Origin of the sequence: Geobacter anodireducens (assembly GCA_001628815.1) — a bacterium.
Taxonomy (GTDB): Bacteria; Desulfobacterota; Desulfuromonadia; order Geobacterales; family Geobacteraceae; genus Geobacter; species Geobacter anodireducens.
On sequence record CP014963.1, the window covers coordinates 2,340,231 to 2,364,667 of the forward strand.

Consider the following 24,437-nt stretch of genomic DNA (forward strand, 5'->3'; position numbering starts at 1 on the left):
GCGACACAGGCGAAAATCGTGGCCATGACCAGCGCGATGAAGATCCAGTCTGCAATACTGAAGCCAAACATATCCTATTCCTCCCCCGTGGCCTTCCTGAGGCAGGCAAGCGACTCCTCGTGGGCCGGATCGAGCTGAAGCGCGGCGCGGAACGACTCCTCGGCATAACGCGGCATGTCCAGGTGCATGAAGCTCTTGCCAATGACGCAGTGGATGTCGGCAATGGGAAACTCGGCGCAGAAGATCCCGTCCATGAGCACGTCCTGGAGAATGGCGACGGCTTCCTCGTAGCCGCCGGCGTGAAAACAGGCAAAGGCGGCTCCGATGGCCTCCAGGTAATCCACCGGGGCAATGAGGGGGAGCCGCCCCTCGCTGATTCGGGCAAGCCGTACCCGGAAACGCTCCGCTTCATCGGCATCGGCCGGATCAAGGGTATCGCGCCAGCAGGAGGCAGCCTCTTCGTATTTCCCCAGCAGGTAGCAGACCTCCCCCAGCAGGCGGAGCGCTCTGCCGTCCCCCGGCTTCAGTTCCAGGGCGCGCCGCAGGAAGTGCTCGGCCCGGTAGATGCTGACCGTGGACATGTGAAGCGCCGAAAGCCGCAGTCCCCGGTCAAGATAGGCACGGCCGATCTCCAGGGGAAGCCCCCCATTGCCGGGTTCGAGGAGGGAGAGGACCTTGAGGCTGGCGATCTTCCGGTCGATGTAAGGGACCTCCACATCCTTGCTGTCCAGCATGATGGCGTGGCTGGCCAGCTCCGCCAGGTAGTGGGGGTAGGCGTCCCGCAGCAGCGTCGCATAGGCCGCGCAGTGGATGCAGTCCGGGTTGGTCCGCAGGGCCTGGTAGACGCCCCTGCCCACCGCATCATAGGAGGGCTCTCCGTCGAGGGAGGCGTAATCCTCCTCCAGAAGGGGGACCGGCAGCCCGCCATAGGGAATCTCGGCCGCGCCGTCCTTGAAGACGAGCACCGCGTCAAGGGGGGGATAGTAGTAGGTGACTCCCTTGATGGGAGTCAGGTCCTGCACCTGCGCACTCATAGTCGTACTCCTCCTCGTGTTTCGCCAGCGGGGTCGTTCTGCCGGTCGGGAAAGGTATCGACTCCCGCATGGATGCCGATCATCTTATAGATGCGCACGTCGTCCCACGGCTCGTCCATGATGCCGTCGTGGATGGCCCAGCTCCGCCCCCGCACCGTCCGTTCGGCGCCGGGCAGCCGGAATGGCGTCGAGCCGTCGAGCCGCTGGTGGAGAATTCCGCCGGGCCTGAATTCCCGGTCGATCTCCAGCATGAGTCGCTTGCCCGTGACATAGTCGAAGCCGTACTTCTCGTACCGGATTGCATTGTCGTAGGTCAGGGGCTCCGCCGCGATCATTTCCACGCCGAGGGCATCCACAAACCGCTCGAACCGGGGAAAGAACTCGCCGAACAGATTGAGCCCGTGACGCGTCTGGTTCGGGAACAACCCCGCAGCCATGGCACGGATCTCCTCGGGAACGTTCCGCCCCTGGGAGGCGAAATAGTTGGACCGCCCTTCGGCATCCCTGTCCACATCGAAACGCGGGGCATGCGGGTCGGCAATGATGCAGAAGGCCAGCTCCATCTGCCGGTACGGGGTATCGGCCAGTTCCAGAAAGAAGACCGTGTCCCGGTCATCGGGCCGTGCCCTCACCTCGATCCGCACCAGGCCGATTCCCTCCGGGGCGATGATCCGCACCCTGCCGAGCCCGTCGGCCCCCCTGAGGGTTTCGTGCGACATTCCGAGCAGTTCGAACAGCCGGGGCGGAATCAGGCCGGCGTAAATCCGGTCGCGCTCCGCCTGGCCGAGACCATTGATCTCGCGCAGGGTATGGAGCTCGCGGCCCGAAGCCGCCACCAGCGGTTCATTCCCCGGAAGTCTCGCCATAGGAACCGATGATCACCGGGAAAATCGTCTTCCGGATGAGGGCTATGCTGTGCTCCACCGCATCCAGGGCCTGGTTGCGGTCGTCCTCCTGGGCCCAGTGCATGGCATCGAGGAGCATCCTGTTGGGATAGCCGAGCCGGCCGATAATCGACACGAACGAATCCGGCAGCCGCGGCGGCAGCTCGACCCCGTTCATCACACCCCAGGCAAGGGTCCAGGCCCTGGCCACGTTGACCAGGTTGTATCCGCCCCCTCCCACGGCAACCCAGGGAATGCCGAGCGCCTTGAGCTTGCGCAGAATATAGGTGTAGCTGTGAGTCGTCACCTCAAGCCGCGTGAGGGGATCGGTACGGAAGGTGTCGGCGCCCAGTTGGGTCACGAGGACATCGGGATTATAGGCGGCGAGAAGCGGAAACGCCACTTCGTCGAAGGCCTTCATGAAAAGCGCATCGTCGGCGTGGGCCACAAGCGGGATATTGACCGAATACCCCGTGCCCGCGCCGGTGCCGGTTTCCCCCTCGAAACCGGTGCCGGGGAAAAAGTACATGCCGCTCTCGTGAATCGAAATGGTCAGGACCCGGTCCGTATCGTAGAACGCTTCCTGCACGCCGTCGCCGTGGTGGGCGTCGATATCGAGGTACGCCACCCGCAGGCCCTTTTCCAGGAGCAGGTTGATGGCCACGACCGCGTCGTTCAGATAGGAAAATCCCGAGGCCTTGGCCCGATGGGCATGATGCCACCCCCCCGCGAGGTTGAAGGCGATGTCGTAGCCCTCCTCGGCAACCAGCCGGGCCGCCTCGATGGTCCCTCCGGCACCCAGCCGGGCCCAGTCGTAGAGCCCCCGGAAAACCGGGTTGTCCAGATCGCCGAGACCGTACCGGAAATCAGCGCGGGCATCGTCCGACTCGCTGAATTCCCTGAGACGATCGAGATAGTCGGGGGAGTGAAAGGTGAGCAGCGCCTCTTCCGTGGCCCGGGGACAGTCGAGGGTGCTGGCGTCCGGAAGCTCCATGAGGCCATAGGCGCGCATGAGCTCGAAGGCGAGGAGAAAACGCTGAATCTTGAACGGATGGTCGTCGCCATAGCTGAACCGGGCGAAATCGTTCGAGTATATGAGGGCTGTTCTGGCTGGCAATAGGATTCCCGTGACAAAAAGACGCAAGAAACCTCAATTTCTTTTAACCACGCGAATTTACAATGTAGACGTTCCCCCGTCAACCCCTATTTTCCCCAGCGGTCGGAGCGTACCGCAGAACGGACGCCATTATGTGAGGCAGCCTTGCCGAAGGGTTGGCCAGGGCGAACATCCAATGGTGCATTCGAATACAGCCATTTCCTGTGATTTCAAACCATTATCGGTTTTGCAGAGAGAGTGCCATCGAAGGCAGAGCCCCAACGGCTGGCATGACCGCAGACCACTGGATGGCTTCTCTGTCACCCGCGCCGGCACCGACTGCCCAGTTCACCAGACAGGCACCTATCCTGAGGATCATGTGCGTTAATCCTGCCTGACATATCGAACAAAAGCCCCCGCCTGCGCCTCCTGTTTCCCCACGACAACCCCCCGGATTTTTTGACAACAACTCTAAAGTATTCTCATTACCGGCCGATTTGATTACCATGGGATACACATGCGACAGGCGAGTGCGCATACGCCGGCCAAGGGTCACACCGCAACCGGTGTGATATCAAGCGGTTGGTATACGGTGCAAAGTGTGTCATAGTAGTGGTCGGACCGCAAGATCACTACCACAAACGCAATGGAGAGCATACATGCCGGACAAGAAGCAGTTGGGCGATCTTCTCGTGGATGCGGGGATCATCACGGTAAAGACCCTTGAGCGGGCCCTTGATCGGCAAAAGGGGAGCGGCAAGCGCCTCGGCCAGATCCTGGAAGAGATGGGGGTCATTAACGGCGACGAACTGATCGACGCCCTCTCCAAGCAGTTCGCCTTCAAGACGGTAAGAGATTTCGCGGACTATGCGTTCCCTCCCGAGCTGCTCGCGCTTGTGCCCCAGGACATCGCGGTACAAAAGCAGGTGTTTCCCATCAAGCAGAAGGACAACATGCTGGCGCTCGCCATCAATGACCCCTTCGACGTAGAAACGATCGATTTTTTGGGCAAAAAAAACGGGGTACAGATCATCCCGGTCCTGGCCACCCGCCAGGAACTGCTGACTGCGATCGAAAAGCACTACCTGCACGGCAAAGCCAAGGATTCCCAGCGTCAGAAGATTCTGGTGGTTGAGGACACGCCGCCGGTGGCCACGATAATCCAGGTGGCCCTGCACAAGGAAGGATACGACGTCCTGCTGGCCGGCGATGGGGTGGAAGGGCTCAAAACCGCCGTGGCGGAAAAGCCCGACCTGATCATCTGCGACTCGGTCATGCCCCGCATGGATGGATTCAGTCTCATGCGGGCGGTACGGGCAAACCCCCTGATCGCCGACACCCCCATGATCCTCCTTACCTCCAAGGCTACCGGCGAGGACGAGCAGCGGGCCCTGGAGGCCGGCTTCATCGACTTCATCGCCAAGCCGGTCCAGCCCATACGGATCGTGACCCGTGTGCGGCGGGCCTTCGATCTCCTGAAACGGTTCAAATAATACCCTGCCCCCAGCCTCGGAAAGTCGCCGGGGCAAGGGCCGGACCTCTCGACACCAAAGGGGCGGCACGAATCCGATCGTGCCGCCCCTTGTGCAGTGCGCTACATGCTTAGGTCTACCGTTCCAGGTACGCCACGGCCCGGCGCAACCGCCGCAGTGTCTCGTCCTTGCCGAGAGCCTCGACAACCTCGTAGATACCGGGTGAAGCGGTGCCGCCGCACAGGGAAACGCGCACGGCCGGTCCCAGTTGCCCGAACTTGATCCCCTTTTCCGCGATGAACTCCTTGAACGCGGCCTCGAGCCCCGAATGGCTGAAATCGGCACACGCGTCGAGCTTCTCCGCGAGCGAGGCGAGCAGGGGCAGCGTTCCCGGCACCAGGTGCTTGGCGGCGGCCTCCTCGTCATAGCTGACATCGCTCCGATAGTAGAACAGGGCGCCATCGGCCATCTCCACGAGGGTCCGCGACCGCTCCTGGAGGGTCTTGACCACCAGGGGAAGGTTCGGTCCGGCCGAGGGGTCGACCCCCCGCTCCCGGAGAAACGGCACCAGCAGCTCCGCGAGCCGCTCGGGTGAGCTCTCCTTGATGTAGTGATGGTTGAGCCAGAGGAGCTTGTCCGGATTGAACACCCCAGCCGACTTGCCCACCGCTTCAATCGTGAACTTCTCGACCAGGTCCTGCCGGCTGAAGATCTCTTCGTCCCCGTGGCTCCAGCCAAGCCGCACCAGGTAATTGACCATCGCCTCGGGCAGGAACCCCATGTCGCGGTAAGCCATGACGCTCGTGGCGCCATGCCGCTTGGAAAGCCGGGTCTTGTCGGCGCCGAGGATCATCGGCACGTGGGCAAAGCGGGGCACCGGATAGCCCAGGGCCTCGTAGAGCAGGATCTGACGGGGCGTATTGTTGATGTGATCGTCACCCCGGATGACAGTGGTGATCCCCATAGTTGCATCGTCGATTACCACCACGAAGTTATAGGTGGGAGTCCCGTCGGTGCGCTGTATGATCAGGTCGTCCAGTTCCTCGTTGTTAAAGGCGATCCGGCCTTTGATCAGATCGTCGAACGCGGTCACCCCTTCGCGGGGGGCCCTGAAACGGACCACGAAGGGCCTGTCGGCGTCCTGAGCGTCAAGTTCGCGGCAGGTACCGTCATACTTGGGCTTGCGTCCCTCCTTCATGGCCTGTTCGCGCCGCGCCTCCAACTCCTCGGGCGTGCAGTAGCAGCGGTACGCCTTTCCCTCGGCCAGGAGCCGTTCCACGAACTCCCGGTAGACGGGAAACCGCTCGGATTGATAGAAGGGCCCCTCATCCCAGTCGAGGCCGAGCCACTCCATCCCCTGGAGGATGGCATCCACCGATTCCTGGGTGGAGCGGGCAACATCGGTATCCTCGATGCGCAGGATGAACGTCCCGCCCTGCTTGCGGGCCAGCAGCCAATTGAAAAGAGCGGTACGCGCTCCCCCCACGTGAAGGTAGCCCGTGGGGCTCGGCGCGAAGCGCAGACGTACGTCGGACATGGAGTGCTCCTTACTCTCGGTCGTTTTCGTCGTTGTCGGCAGGGGTCTCGGGACCGGCGATGCGATATTCCTCGTCGGCCCAGGCGGCCAGATCAACGGTCTTGCAGCGTGCCGAACAGAACGGCCGGTGGGGATTCCCCTCCCAGACGGTTTCGGTTCGGCAGCGGGGGCATTTCAGAGTGGTGATCATCGGTGTCTCACGGTGAAACAAAAACCCCCAGGAGCAGGCGCATCCCGGGGACGTACGGTATCGGTCGGTCAGATCCCAAGCACGGAATACTACCGCCATCGCGCGTTTCCAGTCAATGTCAAAGTGGGATCAACGGAAGAACTGGAAGCCCCGCCGGTGGAGTTCGCCCACCATGGCGTCGGGAACAACCCAGTACATGTTGTCGGGGCCCAGGACGATGGAGACCGGCTGGTCCATGGCAAACGAATGGACCTGGGCCACTGAAAGAAAGGAAAAACGGTAGACTGGCTCTTCCACGTACCTTGGCTCCCTGGACGATTGCGCGTCGGCTCTTTATCTGATTCATCGGCACAACCTCAGTGAACTTTAAAGAAATAGTGCACCCGTTCAGCCAGGGCACCGCAGGCTGGGCGGTGGGAGATGATCAGCACGGTCTTCCCCCCGATCCGATTCGCCAACGCTGCAATCACCCGTTGTTCGGTGGTCCAGTCGAGCCCTTCGGTGGGCTCGTCCAGCAGAAAAACCGGCGCATCCTTCAGCAGGGCCCGGGCCAGGGCGATCCGGCGGGCCTCTCCTCCCGACACGGCACTCCCCCCCTCACCCACCGGGGTATCCAGACCCAGGGGCAATCCGTCGACCCACTCGGCAAGGGCAGCATCCCGGACGGCCCGACGCACCTGTTCCTCTTCGGCCGCCGGGTTGCCCAGAAGGATATTCTCTCTGATGGTGCCGTTGAAGAGGTGGGGCTGCTGGGGAACCACAGCGATCAGCCCGCGAATAGCCTCCCCTCCCAGGTCACGGAGCTCGACTCCCCCCAGGGTGACGCTCCCCCCGTAATCGCGGAAGCGAAGGAGGATGTCGGCCACGGTGCTCTTGCCCGAGCCGCTGGGACCCATGAGCGCCACCCGTCCCCCGGCGGGCACGTCCAGGTTGAAGTCCCGAAGTACCGGCAGGGAAGGGGCATGGGAAAACGAGACGTTGCGGAAGGCGATCCCCGCGGATGCCGGGAGAGGCGCTGGCACGGCAGGTTCCGGCACCGGCGGCGGAGAATCGGCCAGCTCGAGAATTCTTCGCACCGACTCCCGGGCGGCCGGCAGGTGCTGGAGCGCAGCGGGCATTCCGCCGGCTGACTCGAAGGCAGCCGCGGCAAAGAGCAGCAGCATCACCAGCAACGGTCCGCCGAGTTCCCCGGCGGCAACCTGAAAGGATGCAATCGCAAGGACCGCGGCCACCCCGACCCCGCCGCAGGCAATCCCTCCCGCCAGGGTGATGCCTCCTCCTGCCGCCAGACGCTCCTGTTCCGCCACCAGCCGTCGCGAAAGATCGTCAACCAGTGCGGCCTGACGCTCGGTCGCCCCCAGCAGGATCAGCTCCTCTCCGCCCTGCAGCCCTTCGGTCACGGTTTCCCGCAGGCTGCCGGCCAGTTCGGCGGAACGGCGGCCGGGCTCCTCGGCCAGTCGCCGCGCCACCAGGGGCAGGCCCACCCCGGCGGCCAGCAGGGCGAGAAAAAGAACCCCGGCGGCAGAGGTGCTCCAGATTGCAACAAAAGCCGTCGCAGCCAGGATTGCAACCCCACCGGCGGCGAGAGGGAGCATGATCCGCAGATAGAGACTTTCCAGGGCATCCACGTCAGCCCGGAGCCTCCCGGCCACGTCTCCCCCGCCCAACCGCTCCAGCGTTGCCGGCGCCAGGGGCTCAAGCCGCCGGAAAAGCCAGACGCGCAAGAGGGCAAGGACCCGGAAACCGGCCTCGTGGGTCGCCAAGCGCTCCAGGTAGCGCCCCACGGTCCGCAGGATGGCGAGGCCCCGGATGGCGGCCGAGGGGAAAAAGTAGTTGAAGGCGGCGCCCGTGGTGCCGGCAACGGCCATGGAGGCGATGAACCAGCCGGAGACGGCCATGAGAAGCGCGCTGGCGGCGATAACGAGCACGGCGAGGAGCATGCCGGCCGTCATCCAGGGCCACTGCCCGCGGGCCACGGCGAGGATGCGGAAGAGCTCTCTCACGCCGGGCCCTCCTGCGCCAGAAACGCTTCGGGCTCCATGACCCGTTCGATGGTGCCTCCCGCGAGCACCGCCACCCGCCCGGCCCGGCGGATGGTCTCCTCACGGTGGGAAATCACCAGCACCGTCCTTCCCGCGGCGATCCGGTCCAGGGCATCGCCCACCAGGCGTTCGTTTTCGGGGTCGAGACCGGCGGTCGGCTCATCCAGGACCACGAGCGTCGCCCGGCGCACAAACGCCCGCGCCAGGGCCAGCCGCCGCAGCTCGCCCCCGGACAGCCCCGCGCCCCGATCGCCCAGCAAGGTTTCAAGCCCCTGGGGCAGCCGTCGGATGAAAGGCGTTGCCGCCGCCCCATCAAGGGCGGCACGGATATCGTCATCGGAGGCATCCGGCCGGCCGAGCAGAAGGTTCTCCCGAATGGTCGCCCTGAAGAAAAAGGGACGTTGGGGCACCCAGGCGATAGTCGACCGCCAGGCGTCCGGTTGTACGAGTCCCAGGTCGACCCCGTTGACAGTGATCCTCCCCTGCTCCGGCCTGGCCAGCCCCACCAGAAGCCGGACCAGCGTGGTCTTGCCCGCGCCGCTCCCTCCCGCAAGCGCCGTGATGCTGCCGGCCGGCAATTCCAGGTCGATCCCTTCGACCCCGCCCCGTTCGCCGCCATAGCGGAAGCCGACCCCTTCGAACCGGACGGCCGGCGCTCCCGGCGGGACGGGCAGCCCGTCCATCCCGCCATGGGGCAGGGGAAGGGACATGAGGGGGGCGAGCCGCTCGGCCGCGGCCACCCCCTGCATTCGGGCATGGTAGGAGAGCCCCAGCGTCCGGAGCGGCAGGTAGAACTCCGGCGCCAGGAGCAGCACGAAGAGGCCATCGGCGAGCCCCAAGTTGCCGGCCAGGAGCCGGAACCCCACCACCACGGCCACCACGGCCGTGCCGACGGTGGCGAAAAACTCCAGGGTAAAGGCCGAGAGAAAGGCGATCCTGAGCACCGCCATGGTCGCTTGGCGATACTCCTCGGAAACCCGCGCCACGGCCTCGGCCTCGCGCTTGACCGCGCCGAACAGTTTCAGGTCCGGCAGCCCCTGCACCAGGTCGAGGAGGTGTCCGGCCAGCAGGGAAAGCCGGCCCCACTGGCGCCGGTTGAGGCTTTCGGAGCCCCGGCCGATGAGTACCATGAACAGGGGAATGAATGGGGCGGAGAAGAGGAGGACGAGGCCGGCGCGCCACTCGGCCGGGACCACGACGAACAGGACCGCCGTCGGCAGGAGCGCCGCCAGGGCCAGGTGGGGCAGAAAGCGGGCCACGTAGGGTTCGAGCCCTTCCACGCCCGCCGTCACCGCTTCCACCAGAGGGCCGGTCTCCTCCCCTGCCCTGCCGGCCGGTCCCAGGGCCAGGAGCCGCCGGTAGAGAGCGCTGCGCACCCGTTCCTTGAGGCGCGCCGCAGCCGCGGCGGAACGCCGTTCGGACACAAGGGCCAGCACGCCCCGCGCCAGGGCCACGGCGGCAACGGCAGCCGCAAGGGGAAGTACCGACTCTCCTCCGGCGCCCTCGATAACCACCCGATGGCAGGCCGACGCCAGAAGCCAGGCCTGGAGGATGACCAGCAGCCCGGCCACGAAGGCACAACCTATCGCGACCAGGAGAGGATCCCGCACCTGCCGGGCCTCGCCCATGAGCCACTGCTCGGGTCGTTGCCCGGTATGCTCAGGCGTGTCGTTACTCATGAAGGGATGAATCTCAGGCAACGGTCCCGACAATGACGCCGGCACCGTTGGGGAGATCCAGGGGAAGACGCCGCAGGTCACGCACGCCGCTGCCGCCATCATGGCCGTCAGCTCACCTTCGGCATAGGACTGTCCCCGCGCTGTCCCCACCAGCATGTTCAGGGAAAAGAGGGCCGGGAAGAGCGGCCCGTCCTTGGCATCGTTCAGAATAAACTCCTGGACCATGATGATGCCTCCGGGCTCGAGGGCCGCCACCGCCTTTCCAAGGATGACCGCGCACCCTTCGGGCCCCTCGGAGTGAAGAATCTGGGAGAGCCAGGCCACGTCGTACCTCCCCGGAATGTGCCCGGAGAGGAAATCCCCCTCCTCGAAGGAAACCCGGTCTGCCAGGCCGAAGCGGGCAATGGTCCGCTCGGCAAAGGGACGGGTGGTGGGAAGGTCGTAGACCACGGCCCGAAGCCCGGCATTGTGGAGACAGAACTGGATGGCCCAGGTACCGGGGCCGCCCCCCAGGTCCAGGAGCCGTTGCCGTCCCGAAAGATCGATCCGGGGCACCACCTGCGGAGCCGACAGCATGGCCAGGTTGAACATGCCCATCAGGAAGCTCTCCCGCGCCGATTCGTCGCTGCCGTGGGACGAGCTCTGCCGAACCGGTCCGCCGCTGCGCACCGCTTCGTCCAGGCGCGCCCACCCGGCCACCAGGTGATGGTGGTGGCTGATGATATGGCCCAGGTAATCGGGCGAATCCTGCGAGAGAAAGCGGCAGGCGGCGGGAGCTGCCCCGTAGCGCTCTCCCCGCTTGCGCACGAGCTCCATGGCGGTGAGGGCATCCAGGAGCATGGCGAGGGCCCTGCCGTCGACGCCCAGCCGCTCCGCAAGTTCCCCGGCCGTGATATCCCCGCCGGTAAGGGGGGTAAAGACATCCAGGCTCACTGCGGCGTGGAGCGCGCCGATGTTCCAGTGGCCACTCGAAAGGTGCAAGAGTTCTGCCGGTGTCCAGTTTTTCGGTTCCATGCGTGCCTCCGGTCGTAAGCTGTCTCCCGCGGCCGTGAATGGCTCAGGCGCGGGATAATGACAATGAACATACCCGCGTCACTGAAATATGCAAGATTCTTTATTCTGATTTCGGTGCGCGTGCGGCGGATAAGCGGCAGCGCCGCACCCCGTGCCGCCGCTGGAGGCCCGTGCGCACGCGGCTGTCCAAATGGCCGGGCAAGGGATGCGCAACAAAAAATTGCCGTTATACTTTAGGAGATTCAATCGAAGCCCGGCAGCTTCCGGACCGGGTCATGACGCTCCGGAAGGCACCAGAGGAGATCGTATGAAATCGATAATCACGAGAGCGCTGCGGTTGGCCTGCATCATCATCGTCATGCTCATGATACCGGCCGGCTTGCTTGCGCAGGACGAAGAGAGCGCACCCGAGCAGGCAACTACATTCAGCAAAGAGGAATTGACCCAGATGCTTGCGCCGATTGCCCTCTACCCCGACTCATTGACGGCCCAGATACTGATGGCTTCCACCTATCCGCTTGAAGTGGTGGATGCGGAGCGATGGCGGCGGCAAAACATGGGCCTTAAGGGTGAAGAGTTGGATAAAGCCCTCCAAGAAAAGTCTTGGGATCCCAGCGTCAAGTCGCTCTGCCACTTCCCGGAGGTCCTTTTCGCCATGAGCGAAAAGCTCGACCAGACGAGGAAGCTGGGCGATGCCTTCCTGAGTCAGGAGGACGATGTTACGGCCACCATTCAGGAACTGAGGCGCAAGGCCGAGGAACAGGGAAATCTCAAAACAACCACCGAGCAGAAGGTCATCCATGAGAAGGAAATCATCCGGATCGAACCGGCCGACCCGACCATCGTCTATGTGCCGGTCTACAACCCCCTGTATGTGTACGGCCCCTGGTGGTATCCCGCCTACCCGCCCTACTACTGGTACTATCCGCCCGGGTTCGCCGTCACGGGCGGCTATATCGGCTTCGGCCCGGGGATTTTCATCGGCTTCGACCTCTTTGCCTGGGCCTGGTTCGATTGGCCGGTCCACCGGGTCTACGTGGACATCGGCAAGACGAGACGGTTCCACCGCTACTACTATCGAGGGAACGTGGTCAGCCACGTCTGGCAGCACAACCCCGTTCACCGGCGGGGCGTGGCCTATCGGGACAGGAGAACGAGCGAATTCTACGGCAAGCGGCCGCCACGGATGGCACCGGTCAGGCCGGAAACGCGCGGCTACCCCGATAAATTCCCTGGCCGGCCGGAGAGCAGGCAGCAGCCGGCTCGTGAGCGGCGTGACGTGCCGGGCACGCCACAACCGGGGAAAGGCCCCGGCCAAGTCCAGCGGCGGGACAGCACGGTCGCGCCACAGGCGCAACCACCCCAGCGCGAGCAGGTGCAGAAGCCGGCAAGACGCGATACCCCCTTCCAGGGCGTGGGCGAAGGTTCGTTTGAACGCCGGGCCATCAAACGCGGCGAATCCAGCTTCCGGAGCGTCACGCCGGCGCCCCAGGGGGGCAGCAGGGGGGGCTGGAGCGGACAGCGGGCACCTTCCGGCGGCGGCAGAGGGGGCGGCGAAATGAGAGCGCCGGGCGGCGGTGGCCGCGGTGGAGGCAAGAAGGAATTCAGGTAGCGCCAGCCACTGCCGGACGTTCCGTTCCCCGAGAGCCCACTGCGCGCAGAGGAGAAGACACATGAAACAGTTCGCATCCCACCATCAAGGCGCACGCGGCCGGCTCGCCCTGGCGGCCGTTATCGCAGCCGTTGCCATGCTCCTGTCGCTGATAGCCTCGCCCTCCACGGCCGCAACCGTTCGGCACAGAACCTTCGCCTCACCCGACGATGCGGTCAAGGCCCTCGTTGCTGCCGTAAGAGCGCATGACGAGAAGGAACTGCTGCTGATCCTGGGCCCCGGCAGCAGGGAGTTGATCTCTTCGGGCGACGAGGTGGCGGACAAGACGGATCGGGAGCGCTTCCTCAGTTCGTACGAACAGGCGAACCGACTTGAGCGGAAATCGGCAACCACGGCAGTCGTGCACGTGGGCCCCGACCAGTGGACCATGCCGATTCCCATCGTAAAAAAAGGCTCCCGCTGGGCCTTTGACGTGGGGAAAGGTAAGAACGAAATCCTGAAGCGGAGGATCGGCAGGAATGAGCTGCACGTCATCGATGTGCTCGACGCATACGTGGATGCCCAACAGGAATATGCGAGCAAGGATTGCCGCGGCGGAGGAAAGGTCGAGTTCGCCCAGCGGCTTTTCAGCACGGAGGGAAACCGTGACGGGCTCTACTGGGAAGCGAAGGAGGGCGAGCCGCAGAGCCCCCTCGGCCCGCTGGTGGCCCAGGCGGCAAAGGAAGGGTATGCGCCGGAGCGCAACCTCTCCCCCTTCCACGGCTACTATTTCAAGGTTCTCAAGGGCCAGGGAAAGCATGCCGCCGGGGGAGCATACCACTACGTGATCAAGGACAAGATGCTCCTTGGCTTTGCGCTGGTTGCCTATCCCGCCGAATACGGCAACTCGGGGGTGATGACCTTCATCGTGAATCAGGCGGGCAAGGTGTACGAAAAAAATCTCGGCAAGGACACCCGGCGCAGGGCCGAGGCCATGGAACTGTTCGATCCCGATTCCACGTGGAAGCAGGTAAAGACCGAGCAGGTTCCCGCGCGGAAATAGCGGCGCCGGGGTTCTGCCCCTGCGCAACCTTGCGAGACAGAAAAGGCCCCGGGTTCCGGGGCCTTCTTTATTCCGGAGGTGGCAGTTGCCTACTCACGTTTTGCTGCGGTCGTCCAGATAGTCCCCAAGCACGCCGCGGCTGTGCTCGTCGTCGTGGCACCATACACAGAGGTTCTCCCAGTTGCTGCCATCGGGGGGATTGTTGTGATGGTTGCCGTCCCGGTGGTGCACCGTGAGCAGGTGCAGATTGTTGAGTTCAAACTCCCGGCCGCACTTGGCGCAGATCCAGCCGTGGATCTTCAGCGACTGCTCCCGGTAGCTGCCGGGGCCGGACTGTTCCGCGCGCATGCGCCGCACCATCTCATCGAGCTCGGCATCGCTGCGCACGGGCGGTTTGCCGGGCCTGCGGGGTCGGAACGACTGTCCCATCTCACGCCTCCCGTTGCTCGGCGGCGCCCCAAAGCAGCCTGCCCCCGTCGAAGATCATGGCGATCCGCCCCTCTTCGGACAGGAAGGCGAGGATGGAGCGGATGGTATTCCCCACGAGCACGTACTGGTTCGGGTCGAGGACGATGCCGTACTCCCCGCAGACGCGTTCAAGCACCGTTTCGAAGGAGGCCGGCGCCGCGCAGCAGGACTCCACAAAGGAAACGGTCTGGCGCACCCGCTGTTCATTGGCTTCTATCAGCGGGCCGATCTCCGGGGAAGGCGCCCCGTGGCTCGGCACATAGATGGCCGCGTCCAGCTCCCGGAGCCGCCGGAGCGACGCCAGGTGCTCCCGGACGTCGTAGAGGTAGAAGATGGGGTACTTGGCGAGGATTGACTCCGGAAACAGGCTGTCGGCGGCAAAGAGGACGCCGTCCGGGGTGCGGATGCCGATCATGCCGAAAAAGTGTCCGGCCAGCGTGACCGCCTCCAACCCCGTGTCGAGGATGGGGCCGGTGGCTTCGATGATGTCGGTGACCGTGGACGGCTTGGCCATGAGAAACTTGTTGCGCAGCGCCTTCACGGGATAGCCGCCGTAGAGGAAGGACGGCTCAAGGATCGGATTGGCGATGAAGGCGGCCTCCGGGACCGTGGCAGCGATGCGGCAGCCGGTCTTTTTCTGAAGGAACGCGTTGCCGCCGATGTGGTCGGCATTGGAATGGGTGTTGACGATGAGGTCAAGGGTCCACCCCTGGCCGTTCAGGAGCTTCAGGATCTGCCGTCCCGCATCCTCGTCGTTGCCGCTGTCAATGAGCACGGCCCGTCCGTCGCGCACATACACGCCGATGGCGGCCGGTGCGGGGATGAGCCAGGTGTTGCCTGCCAGGTGTCGAAGGGTGAGGGAAGCCATAACTCTACCTCGCTGGATGGAAATGGGACGGAAGGTGCGTCCTGTCTTGCATAATCGGCAAAACCAATCATACTTCACGTGGATGGGGAGGCACACTCGGTACGGAAAAGGAGGCACCCATGAAACGTCTGCTGCTGCTCGCCTGTCTGGCAACGCTCGTGACCGCAGGAGAGTGCCGGGCCGGTTTTCTCGATGAACTGACGCAACGGGCCGCGCCCCTGCTGCAGGGTTCCGCCCTCGACGACGCCACGGTGGTCAAGGGACTGAAGGAGGCACTGGCCACGGGCACGGAACGGGCAGTGAACGCCGTGGCAAAGCCCGACGGCTATTTCGGTAACCAGTTGGTCAAGATCCTCCTGCCGGAAAAAATCCGCACGGCTGCCGACGTCCTCGGCACCCTGGGCTACCGCAAGCAGGTGGACGAATTCGTTCTGAGCATGAACCGGGCGGCCGAGAAGGCGGCGCCCAAGGCCGCGGGACTCTTCGGCGACGCGGTCCGTCAGATGACCTTTGACGACGCCAAGAAGATCCTCAACGGCGGAGACCGGGCCGCCACCACGTTCCTGGAAGGGAAGACCCGCCCCAAGCTGTTCGAAGAGTTCAAGCCGGTCATCGCCAAGAGCATGTCCGAGGTGGGAACCACCCGGGCGTACCAGGAGATGATCGGCAAGTACGAGGCCCTTCCCCTGGCGGCCCTGGCGGGCGGGACATCCCTTGACCTGGACACCTACGTGACCGACAAGGCCCTGGACGGTCTCTTCACCATGCTGGGCGAAGAGGAGAAAAAAATCAGGACCAACCCCGCGGCCCGCACCACGGACCTGCTCAAGACCGTGTTCGGCTCCAAGTAGGGGGGGCGGATGTCCCGTTTTACCCCTTACCGTCCTCTGCGTCTCCCTCCCCCGGCCTGGGGGCGAGCCCCTTTATCCGCGGGAGGGAAAGGCCGAAGCGCATGGCGAGCAGACGCAGAACAAGGGTGACCGTCAGACAGGTGAAGAGCTGGACCTGCTCTGGCGCGCCGGCGGCCCGGACCGCCACGAAGCATACGCCGCCGAGGATGGCGGCGCTGGCGTAGAAGTCGGTGCGGAGCACGGCGGGGATCTCCATCACCAGGATATCCCGCACCACGCCGCCGCCGGTGGCGGTCATGGCCGCCATCATGACGATGCCGAAGCCGCCGAGCCCACCCGCGGCCCCCTTTTGGGCACCGATGGCGGCAAAGGCGCCCAGGCCCACGGCATCGGCCACCATGACCCAGTCCCAGAGCGGGGCGAGCCGGCCGGCGGCCAGAAAGACCAGGAGCCCTCCGGCCACGCAGATGGCCAGATAGGATTCATTCCTAAAGACCATGGGCGGCGTGGTCCCCAGGAGCAGATCGCGGATCATGCCGCCCCCCACCCCGGTGGCAACCGCCAGCACAAGCACTCCGAGAAGGTCCAGTTCGTGCTTGATCGCCCTGAATGCCCCTGACAGGGCGAAAACGAACGTCCCGAAGACGTCCAGCGCATAAATCATGATCCGGCTCCACCCTTAGCAGCAGACATCGCCCGATTCCCGCCTGAAGACGAGTCCCTCTCCGTGCTCATTGGTAATGTAGTCAAGTATCTGGTCGTCCAGGAGGGAGCGGAAATTACTGGTCACCGCCACCTCGATGCCGTTCAGGACCATCCGCTCATCATTGTCTGCCGGCTCATCCAGAGCCAGTCCCAAGCGGGGACCGCCTCAGCCGAACCCCTCGAAGACAACGCGCAGGATCTTTCCGGGGTGCTCCCCCACGATCGGCGTAAGAACCGCTTTTGCCGCATCAGTGATCGTCATGTCATGCTCTCCTTTCGTCATTGAGCAGATCCGCTATCTGCTCGATCTTGTCACCCTTGTCGCTGCCGCCGTGGGAGCCGTCCGCGTCGGCGCGGCAGACCTCCAGCAGCAGCGGCAACAGGGGGTGGTCCAGGAAGCGGTGCTGATTGCGGGTGAGCCGCGCGGCCGGCGCCAGGTTCCAGGAAAAATGGAAGGTATGGTGCCTGACCAGCCAGGCCACGTCCGCTGCCAGCTCAGGGATTCCCAACCGCTCCATGACCGCCGGTACCATGGCTGCGCCGCGCTCGGCATGGCCCCAGGCGCGCCAGCGCCCGCTGATGAATTCGGTGGTCTCCGCCTTGCCGATATCGTGCAGGAGCACCCCCCAGAAAACACGCGGATCAGCCCCTCCGTCTACGGCCGACAGGGCGAGCATGGTATGGACGAAGGCGTCTCCCTCGGCGTGATACACCTCGGGCTGGGGAACGCCCCGCAGCCGCGCGACCTCCGGGAGGCGCCGGTCGAAACTGCCGTCGGCCAGCCAGCGGTCGACGAGCTCACGGCAGTGGCGGGCGGTCTTCGGGATCGTCTCGCCCCCCTGTGCAGCTCCGTCCCTCATCGGACCCGGTTGACCAGCTCGGTGAATGTTGCCGCGAGAACGTTCACCTCATTGGCGATCCGTCCGTCGGGCGCCCCCACGGCCACGGGGCCGTAGTGCCCGGCCGACGTGAGCCCCTGGACGATGCAGCCGTGGATCAGGAACGCCTTGAGGATGTCGAGGACCACCGTGTCGCCCCCGCCGCCGATCATCCCTTCCGAAGTGAACGCGGCGGCGGCCCTGCCGTCGAGCTTCCTGAAGTACTTGACGCTCTCGTCGATGAACTTTTTCACGGGCCAGGCCATGGTGCCGAAGTAGTTGGGAGAGCCGACGATGAAGCCGTCATAGGAGGGGAGCGTGTCGATGTCGACCTCCTCGACCTTGATCAGCTCAACGGTCAGATCTCTGGTCACGAGGCTGTCGGCGATCATGCGGGCCATTTTTTCAGTATTGCCGCTGCGCGAGTAATAGGTTACGAGTACTTTTTTCACTGGTCTCTCCTGTTGCTGGTGTCGTGTCGGCTGTTATCCGCCCGGGGCGCGGCAACGGGCCCGCCCCCTGTCGCCGGCGCATCGAAGAGGCGCGAGGCTGCGGCGAGTTGCTCCGGCGTGCCGAGCAGCAATACGATGTCTCCCTCGTGCAGGACCCAGACCGGGTCGGGGTTGGGGGTCACCTCGTCCCCCCGCTTGATCACCAGGAGCGTGGCGCCCGAGCGGGCTCGCAGGGTCCCCTGCCGCAGGCTTTCTCCTTCGATGGAGGCTCCCTTCTTTACGCGAAAGGTGGCGATCTCCGCGCCGGAGAGGTACCCGGCGATCCCCACGGCGTGGCTGTGCCGGCGGCTCATGGTGCGGAACATGTCGTAGGAGCCCCGCCGGATTTCGCCCACGCACTGCTCGATCTGATCCTGGGGGACGAGGAAGTTGCGCAGGACCCGGGAGAATATCTCGATGGACGTTTCGAACTCCTCCGGCACCACCTCGTTGGCGCCCAGCTTGTACAGGGGCTCCATCTCGGCAATGTAGCGGGTCCGGACGATGATGTGGATGGTGGGGCTCATCTGCCGCGCCTGGGCCACGACCCGGCGGCTGGCGGCCGCGTCGGAAATGGCGATGACGATGCTGCGCGCGCGCTCCACGGCTGAGTGGGTGAGGACCTCGGGCCGGGTGGCGTCGCCGAACATAATGCGTGTTCCCTTGCTCTTTTCCGTAGAAACCGTGAAGGGATTGGTCTCGATCACCACATGGGGGATCTTCTGGACCTTCAGCACCCGGGAAAGATTCCTGCCGTTGACGCCGTAGCCCACCACGATCACATGGTCCGTCAGGGAGAGCTTCTTCTCTTTCCCCCGCAGCGCACCCCGTCCCCGGATCAGGGGAGTCGGCAGAACCCCCACCAGATAAGTCGCCACCGGTGCGCCGATCTTGAGGCAGAGGGGGGTGAGGGCCATGGTGGCCACCGATGCGGCCAGGAATATCTGGTAGAACTCCTTGGAGAGGAGGCCGTACTGCATGCCGGTCTGTGAGAGAATGAATGAGAATTCGCCGACCTGGGCCAGGGACAGGGCCGTGACGATGCCCACCCGCGCAGGGATGCCGAGGGCCATGGCCGCCCCGCCCGTGACCAGAAACTTCACCACCAGGATGGTCAGAACGAGCGTGACCACCAGGACCGGCTGCCGAACCAGGACGGACAGATCCAGCAGCATGCCGACGGAGATGAAAAACAGGCTCATGAAGGCATCGCGGAACGGGATGATGTCTCCCAGGGCCTGGTGGCTGTACTCCGATTCGGAGATGGCAAGGCCGGCGATGAATGCCCCAAGGGCCAGCGACAGTCCCACCTGGGCCGTGAGCCAGGCCGTGCCGAAGCCGATGAAGATGATCGTAAGGATGAAGAGTTCGCGGCTGCGGCTCTTGACCACCTGCTCGAATATCCAGGGGACCAGGAACCGGGAGCCGAAGTGGGCCACCACCACCACGGCCGCCGCCTTGAGAGACACCAGGACTATCCCTGTCCAGCCGTTGCCGGCCCCGGCCAGGAAGGGAGTGAAGAGCATGAGGGGGACCACGCAGAGGTCCTGGAAAATCAGGATGCCGAGCGCCATCTTGCCGTGGGGCGTGTCCATCTCCCCCTTGTCCATGAGCAGTTTCATGAGGATGGCGGTACTGGAGAGGGCTACCAGGAAGCCGAAGAAGGTGGCCTGGGAGAGTGGTATGCCGAAGGCGTATGCCAGGACCGCCACGATGGCGATGGTGACCCCCACCTGCATCCCCCCGCCCCAGAAGACGAGGTGCTTGATCCGCATCAACTCCTTGAGGGAGTATTCGATGCCGATGGTGAAGAGCAGGAGCACCACCCCGATCTCGGCCATCTGCTCGACCTGGTGGGTATCCTTGATGAGCCCCAGGGCGTAGGGCCCGGCCAGAATGCCGGTGGCGAGAAAGCCGATAATGGAAGGGAACATGAGCCGGCGCAGGAGCACCACCGTAAAAACAGCCAGCCCGAAAAGTATTTCCATGTCACGGAGTACCTGAAATTCCACGAAGACCTCATCTTGAATGTTGAAAGGGGCCGGCCGGACCTGAAGCCATGGCTGCCCCAAAGGATGGGATGGCTCCCCGCCGGTCAGAGCACCGTTCCGGTTCTGATCATTCCCAACGAAAGGAGTACGGCAACTGAATCAAGCGGCGCGACCGGTGGTCAAGGCGGTGTTTCGAGCATGGCGCGTATCGCGTTGATTCGCTCGCGCTCGGCCAGGAGATGCACCGTGTCTCCCGCCTCGATGAGGGTGCCGCCGCCGGGGACGACGAACTCTCCCCGCCGCTGGATCAAAACGATAAGTGATCCCGGTGGGAGATGGAGATCCACGATCTGACGATTCACGGCCGATGACGCGGACGAGATATCAACCTCGACCAGCTCGCCCTTTTCCTCGTCAGACGGCTCGAACTCGAAAGGACGTCGGGGCTTGGCGGAAATGGGGGCGTCCAGGCCAAGCCAGCGGGCGGTGAGCGGGATCGTGGACCCCTGGAGGAGCGCCGAGGTAAAGACTATGAAGAAAACAATGTTGAAAATCATCTCAGCCTTGTCGACACCGGCCATCAACGGAAAGGTGGCAAGCACGATGGGGACCGCTCCGCGCAGGCCGACCCACGAAATCATCGTTTTTTCCCGAACGGTCATGGGGGTAAAGGAAAGCGTCGCAAAGACGCTGACGGGCCGGGCCACCAGCATGAGAAAAGCTGCCGTGCTCAGTCCCACGAGCGTCACGGGAACGAGGTGAGTGGGAAAAACCTGCAGCCCGAGAATCAGGAACATGGTGATCTGCATCAGCCAGGCAAGACCGTCGTGAAACCGGATAAGGCTCTTTTTCTGCACGAAGGAGCTGTTCCCCATGACCAGCCCCGCCGCATAGACCGCGAGAAAGCCGTTCCCTCTCAGAAGAGCGGTGCCGCTGTAGATCAGAAGCACCAGGGTCAGGGTAAGCACGGAGTAGAGCCCTTCGTACTCCAGGCGGAGCCGGTTGATCAGGAGGACTCCTCCCTTGCCCAGGAGATAGCCTGCAGCCGCGCCGACCGCCATTTGCCACAGAACGAGCAGGGGCAGATGGTAGAGCTTGGCGCCGGGATCCACCAGCAGGGAAATAATGGCAACGGTCAGGAAGACCGCCATGGGATCGTTGCTACCCGATTCAAGTTCGAGGAACGGTTTCAGTTCGCCGCGAAGACTTACGTTGCGGGAACGGAGCACCGAAAACACGGCCGCAGCATCGGTGGATGAGACAATGGCCCCCACCAGCAGCCCCTCGAGCAATGAAAAATCGAGAACCTCATGGACAAACCAGCCGACCAGCAGGGCCGTGACAAACACTCCCAGAGTCGAGAGAATCAGCGCCCGGCCCAGCACCGGCCGGACAGAGCGCCAGTTGGTGTCGAGACCGCCGGCAAAGAGGATATAGGCGAGAGCCACGATGCCGAGAGACTGGACGAGGACCGGCTTGTCGAACTCGAAGCCGCCCGGGCCGTCGGAGCCGGCCAGCATCCCCACCAGAAGGAAGAGAAGAAGCGCCGGCACCCCCAGTCGACTCGACACCTTACTGGCGAGGATGCTCACCAGCAAGAGGAGGGAAGTACCCAAAAGTAGATATTCGAATGGGGTCATGGGCAGCGGGATCCCCTCGCGGAAGGTGCGATGTCACGGCCGGGGCGCCGGGAAACGGCGGGAGCCATCAGAGATACTGCTTCAGGCCGCGGCGCTCCAGGTCTTCCACAATCTTCCTGACGTCCTGGGCTCCATCCTTGGCGCAGACCATCAGGCATCGGGGGTGTCGACGACCACCAGATCCCTCACCCCCACCAGTGCCACGAGCTTTTCACCGCGCACCACGCAGCCGGCCGAGTCCACACTGATGACGGTTTCGTGGCCGAGACGGATGGTACCGTCGTCGTCGGGGGCGATCAATCCGGGCAGCGCGCTCCAGCTTCCCACATCGCTCCAGCCGAAGGAGGCGGGGAGCACCAGCACGTTGTCGGCCTTCTCCATGACGCCGTAGTCGATGGACTGGCCAGGGACCATGGCGTAAACGGCCTCGATCTGGGGAGCGAGGTCGGCCGGTTCCCAGATGTCGGTATCAAAGGCAATGCCGGCAAAGGCCCGGGCCAGGTCGGGCATGTGGTTGGCAATCCGGTCGAGGATCACGTCAACGCGCCACATGAACATACCGCTGTTCCAGTAGAACCCGCCGGCGGCCAGGTACTGGGCCGCAGTGGCTGCGTCGGGTTTTTCCACAAAGCGTTTGACCGGATACGGACCGTCGCCCCGCAGGTCCCGGTCGGCCTCGATGTAGCCATAACCGGTTTCGGGCCGGTCCGGTAGGATGCCGAAGGTGACCAGCCAGCCGTTCATGGCTGGGTTGCGCCCCTCCTGAAGTGCAGCGCAGAAGCCGTCCTCGTCGGCAATGTAGTGGTCGGCGGGCAGCACTGCCATGACCGCCTCCGGGTCGTGGCGGGCAATGAGGGTGGCGGCCAGGCAGATGGCCGGCGCCGTGTTGCGCCCCATGGGCTCCTCGATCACCTCGATGCGCATTCCCCTCAGGTATTCCAACTGACGTCGGGTTTCGTCCGCCTGCAAATGGTTGGTGACCACCAGGATGCGCTTGGGGTTGAGGGGTATGACCCGCTCCACGGTCCGCTGCAGCATGGACTTTCCGCCAAAGACCGACATGAGCTGCTTGGGGTGGGCCTTGCGCGACAGGGGCCAGAAACGGGTGCCGGAGCCGCCGGCGAGGATGACGACGTACATGGGGAGCTCCGGGACTATCAAGCTGACAATGAAGACGCAGGGATGGGATGAAACCGGGTCAGCCCGGCTCCTTCATCCTGCGTCTGACGGGGAAAAACCTGTTAATCCGGCGGTTGGTAGCCGACTTCGAGCAGGGTGAAGACCGCCTCGCCCGCCGGACGGCGAACGTGGATCTCGTCTCCCTCCCGGCGACCGAGCAGCGCCTTGCCCATGGGGGAGTCGAGACTGATGTGCCCCTTGGCGGCATCGGTCTCGTCCGGGCCGACAACCCGGTAGACGACCTCGTCGCCCTCCTCGTTTTCGAGCCGTACCCAAGCCCCGAAAAAGACCGTACCCGTGGCCGGGGGCGGAGCGTCCACCACCGTGAGGGCATCGAGCCGCTGAGTAAGGAAACGGATGCGGCGGTCGATCTCCCGCAGCCGTTTCTTACCATAGATATACTCGGCGTTTTCGGATCGGTCACCCTCGGCGGCCGCATCGGCAACCCCCTGGGTGACCCGGGGGCGCTCCTCCTTCCAGAGCCAGGTCAGCTCGGTCCGGAGCTTTTTCGCCCCCTCGGGAGTGATGTAGTTGGAATGACCCGCCATCCGACCTACTTCTTGTCGTCGAGCTGGGCCTTGAGAATGTCGCCGAACGTTCCCATGGAATCCTTGGCCTGTGCTGCGCCCTTGCCGCGGAATTCGGCAATGCTCCGCTCCTCTTCCTCTGCCGCGCGTTTGGTGGCGGCCAGCGCAAGGGAAAGACGGCGGCTCTCGCGGTCCACACCCTCGACCGTTACCTCAACGGAGTCACCTTCCTTGAGCACCTCCCGGGGGTGGGCGATCCGCTTGCCGGCACCGAGCTTGGAGATGTGGATGAGGCCGTCGATGCCCGGAGCGAGCGTGACGAAGGCGCCGAACGGAGCGAGCCGCGCCACGGTTCCCGTGTGGTAGGACCCTTCCGGGAAACGCTCGGCAACCCCCTCCCAGGGATCGGCCTGAATATCGCGGAGGCTGAGGGATATCTTGTTGTTCTCCCAGTCGATCCGCTTCACCAGGGCAGTCACCTGCTCGCCAGCGGACAGGACGTCGCCGATCTCCTTGACCCGGGTCCAGCCGGCCTCGGAAATGGGAATGAGCCCCTCCACGCCGCCGATGTCAACGAACGCGCCGAAGGGCATAAGGCGGGTCACGGTGCCGGTGACGGTCGTCCCCTCCTTGAGCGTCTCCTTCAGGGCCTCGCGCTTCTGCCGCTCTTCCTCCTCAAGGATTGCGCGGTGGGAAAGGACGATGTTGCGCCCGCGCTCGGCGAATTCCACCACCTTGAACATGAGCTGGCGGCCGACGAATTCGGCCGGGTTGGCCGCCCGGCGGAGCGAAATCTGCGAATAGGGGCAGAAGGCGCGAACAGTGCCGCCGACCTTGATCTCGAAGCCCCCCTTGATCTCCTTCTCGACGTTCCCCTCCACGGGTATGCCGGCACGATAGGCGTCCTCCAGGGCGGACAGGCCCGCCTGCCCCGCGCCGACCTTGGTGGTGAAGCGCATCTCGTTCCGTTCCACCTTCACGAACCAGACCGAGATGGTATCCCCCTCGGCGACGGTCAGGTTGCCGTCCTTGTCCAGGAGCTCCTTGCGCTCCATGACCCCTTCACCCTTGCTGCCAATATCGAGGAAGACCCACTCGGCGCCGATCTTGAGCACCCGTGCGTCAACCTTTGAGCCCGGCCGCAGCCGCTCGGTCCTGCGATTGCTCTTTTCGAAGAGCTCGGCGAAGCTCTCCTCCTCGGCCGGCTCGTTTACGTTGTTTTCGTTGTCGATCATCG

The 24,437-nt window shown here is 64.1% G+C and carries 21 protein-coding genes and 3 pseudogenes; 4 read left to right on the top strand and 20 right to left on the bottom strand.

Annotation, left to right across the window (positions count from 1 at the left end; all coding sequences use genetic code 11):
• Positions 1-74: 74 nt before the first annotated feature.
• From A2G06_10710 to A2G06_10720, 3 genes are read right to left on the bottom strand one after another with little or no spacing between them, the layout of a single operon-like run.
• Entirely contained in the window at positions 75-1,034 is a 960-nt protein-coding gene (locus tag A2G06_10710; protein ID ANA40675.1) for a hypothetical protein, read from the bottom strand.
• Positions 1,031-1,900, bottom strand: coding sequence for a hypothetical protein (locus A2G06_10715; GenBank protein ID ANA40676.1), 870 nt, complete (start codon positions 1,898-1,900; stop codon positions 1,031-1,033). The genes A2G06_10710 and A2G06_10715 overlap by 4 nt, the downstream gene beginning before the upstream one ends.
• Complete coding sequence (locus A2G06_10720) at positions 1,878-3,035, bottom strand: histone deacetylase (protein ANA40677.1); 1,158 nt, start codon at positions 3,033-3,035, stop codon at positions 1,878-1,880. The genes A2G06_10715 and A2G06_10720 overlap by 23 nt, the downstream gene beginning before the upstream one ends.
• 638 nt (positions 3,036-3,673) lie before the next feature.
• Here A2G06_10720 and A2G06_10725 point away from each other — a divergent pair.
• Positions 3,674-4,507 carry a two-component system response regulator gene (locus A2G06_10725; GenBank protein ANA40678.1) on the top strand — a complete coding sequence of 278 codons (834 nt, stop codon included), beginning with the start codon at positions 3,674-3,676 and terminating at the stop codon, positions 4,505-4,507.
• A gap of 115 nt (positions 4,508-4,622) precedes the next feature.
• Here the strand turns inward: A2G06_10725 and A2G06_10730 are convergent, their stop codons facing one another.
• The 6 genes and pseudogenes from A2G06_10730 to A2G06_10755 form a co-directional block, all read right to left on the bottom strand.
• Positions 4,623-6,023: a glutamate--tRNA ligase gene (locus A2G06_10730; GenBank protein ID ANA40679.1), complete on the bottom strand. Its 1,401-nt coding sequence runs from the start codon at positions 6,021-6,023 to the stop codon at positions 4,623-4,625.
• A gap of 10 nt (positions 6,024-6,033) precedes the next feature.
• On the bottom strand, positions 6,034-6,213 hold the full coding sequence (locus A2G06_10735; protein ID ANA40680.1) for a DNA gyrase inhibitor: 180 nt from the start codon (positions 6,211-6,213) through the stop codon (positions 6,034-6,036).
• 129 nt (positions 6,214-6,342) lie between these two features.
• A complete protein-coding gene (locus A2G06_10740) occupies positions 6,343-6,510 on the bottom strand; it encodes a hypothetical protein (protein ID ANA40681.1) in 168 nt (55 codons plus the stop codon).
• Between the two features lie 59 nt (positions 6,511-6,569).
• On the bottom strand, positions 6,570-8,216 hold the full coding sequence (locus A2G06_10745) for a thiol reductant ABC exporter subunit CydC (protein ANA40682.1): 1,647 nt from the start codon (positions 8,214-8,216) through the stop codon (positions 6,570-6,572).
• Positions 8,213-9,934 carry a thiol reductant ABC exporter subunit CydD gene (locus A2G06_10750; protein ID ANA40683.1) on the bottom strand — a complete coding sequence of 574 codons (1,722 nt, stop codon included), beginning with the start codon at positions 9,932-9,934 and terminating at the stop codon, positions 8,213-8,215. Before A2G06_10750 ends, A2G06_10745 begins: the two co-directional genes overlap by 4 nt.
• 13 nt (positions 9,935-9,947) lie before the next feature.
• A pseudogene (locus A2G06_10755) lies at positions 9,948-10,948 on the bottom strand (SAM-dependent methyltransferase).
• 307 nt (positions 10,949-11,255) lie between these two features.
• Between A2G06_10755 and A2G06_10760 the strand changes: the two are divergent.
• Together A2G06_10760 and A2G06_10765 are read left to right on the top strand one after the other, a co-directional pair.
• Positions 11,256-12,560, top strand: coding sequence for a hypothetical protein (locus A2G06_10760; protein ID ANA40684.1), 1,305 nt, complete (start codon positions 11,256-11,258; stop codon positions 12,558-12,560).
• Between the two features lie 61 nt (positions 12,561-12,621).
• On the top strand, positions 12,622-13,602 hold the full coding sequence (locus tag A2G06_10765; GenBank protein ID ANA40685.1) for a hypothetical protein: 981 nt from the start codon (positions 12,622-12,624) through the stop codon (positions 13,600-13,602).
• Positions 13,603-13,695: 93 nt separating this feature from the next.
• On the opposite strand, the gene A2G06_10770 is transcribed toward A2G06_10765, so the two are convergent.
• Positions 13,696-14,031, bottom strand: coding sequence for an HNH endonuclease (locus tag A2G06_10770; protein ID ANA40686.1), 336 nt, complete (start codon positions 14,029-14,031; stop codon positions 13,696-13,698).
• A gap of 1 nt (position 14,032) precedes the next feature.
• Positions 14,033-14,938, bottom strand: coding sequence for an MBL fold metallo-hydrolase (locus A2G06_10775; protein ANA40687.1), 906 nt, complete (start codon positions 14,936-14,938; stop codon positions 14,033-14,035).
• Between the two features lie 119 nt (positions 14,939-15,057).
• Between A2G06_10775 and A2G06_10780 the strand changes: the two genes are divergently transcribed.
• The gene (locus A2G06_10780) at positions 15,058-15,789 is read left to right on the top strand and encodes a hypothetical protein (protein ANA40688.1); all 732 of its coding nucleotides are present in this window, start codon (positions 15,058-15,060) and stop codon (positions 15,787-15,789) included.
• Between the two features lie 19 nt (positions 15,790-15,808).
• Here A2G06_10780 and A2G06_10785 read toward each other — a convergent pair whose 3' ends face one another.
• From A2G06_10785 to A2G06_10825, 9 genes and pseudogenes are all read right to left on the bottom strand, one after another.
• Positions 15,809-16,453: a hypothetical protein gene (locus tag A2G06_10785; GenBank protein ID ANA40689.1), complete on the bottom strand. Its 645-nt coding sequence runs from the start codon at positions 16,451-16,453 to the stop codon at positions 15,809-15,811.
• A gap of 15 nt (positions 16,454-16,468) precedes the next feature.
• Positions 16,469-16,756: pseudogene (locus tag A2G06_10790) on the bottom strand (heme biosynthesis protein HemY).
• Between the two features lies 1 nt (position 16,757).
• Positions 16,758-17,354, bottom strand: coding sequence for an HD family phosphohydrolase (locus A2G06_10795; protein ANA40690.1), 597 nt, complete (start codon positions 17,352-17,354; stop codon positions 16,758-16,760).
• Positions 17,351-17,824, bottom strand: coding sequence for a flavodoxin (locus A2G06_10800; protein ID ANA40691.1), 474 nt, complete (start codon positions 17,822-17,824; stop codon positions 17,351-17,353). Before A2G06_10800 ends, A2G06_10795 begins: the two co-directional genes overlap by 4 nt.
• On the bottom strand, positions 17,821-19,875 hold the full coding sequence (locus A2G06_10805; protein ANA41658.1) for a sodium:proton exchanger: 2,055 nt from the start codon (positions 19,873-19,875) through the stop codon (positions 17,821-17,823). Before A2G06_10805 ends, A2G06_10800 begins: the two co-directional genes overlap by 4 nt.
• Positions 19,876-20,033: 158 nt before the next feature.
• Complete coding sequence (locus A2G06_10810) at positions 20,034-21,494, bottom strand: K+/H+ antiporter (GenBank protein ID ANA40692.1); 1,461 nt, start codon at positions 21,492-21,494, stop codon at positions 20,034-20,036.
• A gap of 67 nt (positions 21,495-21,561) precedes the next feature.
• Positions 21,562-22,634 (bottom strand): annotated as a pseudogene (locus tag A2G06_10815) (mannose-1-phosphate guanylyltransferase).
• Between the two features lie 101 nt (positions 22,635-22,735).
• On the bottom strand, positions 22,736-23,221 hold the full coding sequence (locus A2G06_10820) for a transcription elongation factor GreB (GenBank protein ID ANA40693.1): 486 nt from the start codon (positions 23,219-23,221) through the stop codon (positions 22,736-22,738).
• A gap of 5 nt (positions 23,222-23,226) precedes the next feature.
• Complete coding sequence (locus A2G06_10825; protein ANA40694.1) at positions 23,227-24,435, bottom strand: 30S ribosomal protein S1; 1,209 nt, start codon at positions 24,433-24,435, stop codon at positions 23,227-23,229.
• Positions 24,436-24,437 lie beyond the last annotated feature (2 nt).

Coding starts and splice junctions, on each gene's coding strand:
- A2G06_10710 (ANA40675.1), bottom strand. CDS start 1,034: ATGAGTGCGCAGGTGCAGGACCTGACTCCCATCAAGGGAGTCACCTAC.
- A2G06_10715 (ANA40676.1), bottom strand. CDS start 1,900: ATGGCGAGACTTCCGGGGAATGAACCGCTGGTGGCGGCTTCGGGCCGC.
- A2G06_10760 (ANA40684.1), top strand. CDS start 11,256: ATGAAATCGATAATCACGAGAGCGCTGCGGTTGGCCTGCATCATCATC.
- A2G06_10785 (ANA40689.1), bottom strand. CDS start 16,453: ATGATTTATGCGCTGGACGTCTTCGGGACGTTCGTTTTCGCCCTGTCA.
- A2G06_10780 (ANA40688.1), top strand. CDS start 15,058: ATGAAACGTCTGCTGCTGCTCGCCTGTCTGGCAACGCTCGTGACCGCA.
- A2G06_10735 (ANA40680.1), bottom strand. CDS start 6,213: ATGATCACCACTCTGAAATGCCCCCGCTGCCGAACCGAAACCGTCTGG.
- A2G06_10765 (ANA40685.1), top strand. CDS start 12,622: ATGAAACAGTTCGCATCCCACCATCAAGGCGCACGCGGCCGGCTCGCC.
- A2G06_10725 (ANA40678.1), top strand. CDS start 3,674: ATGCCGGACAAGAAGCAGTTGGGCGATCTTCTCGTGGATGCGGGGATC.
- A2G06_10770 (ANA40686.1), bottom strand. CDS start 14,031: ATGGGACAGTCGTTCCGACCCCGCAGGCCCGGCAAACCGCCCGTGCGC.
- A2G06_10750 (ANA40683.1), bottom strand. CDS start 9,934: ATGAGTAACGACACGCCTGAGCATACCGGGCAACGACCCGAGCAGTGG.
- A2G06_10775 (ANA40687.1), bottom strand. CDS start 14,938: ATGGCTTCCCTCACCCTTCGACACCTGGCAGGCAACACCTGGCTCATC.
- A2G06_10825 (ANA40694.1), bottom strand. CDS start 24,435: ATGATCGACAACGAAAACAACGTAAACGAGCCGGCCGAGGAGGAGAGC.
- A2G06_10795 (ANA40690.1), bottom strand. CDS start 17,354: ATGAGGGACGGAGCTGCACAGGGGGGCGAGACGATCCCGAAGACCGCC.
- A2G06_10820 (ANA40693.1), bottom strand. CDS start 23,221: ATGGCGGGTCATTCCAACTACATCACTCCCGAGGGGGCGAAAAAGCTC.
- A2G06_10730 (ANA40679.1), bottom strand. CDS start 6,023: ATGTCCGACGTACGTCTGCGCTTCGCGCCGAGCCCCACGGGCTACCTT.
- A2G06_10810 (ANA40692.1), bottom strand. CDS start 21,494: ATGACCCCATTCGAATATCTACTTTTGGGTACTTCCCTCCTCTTGCTG.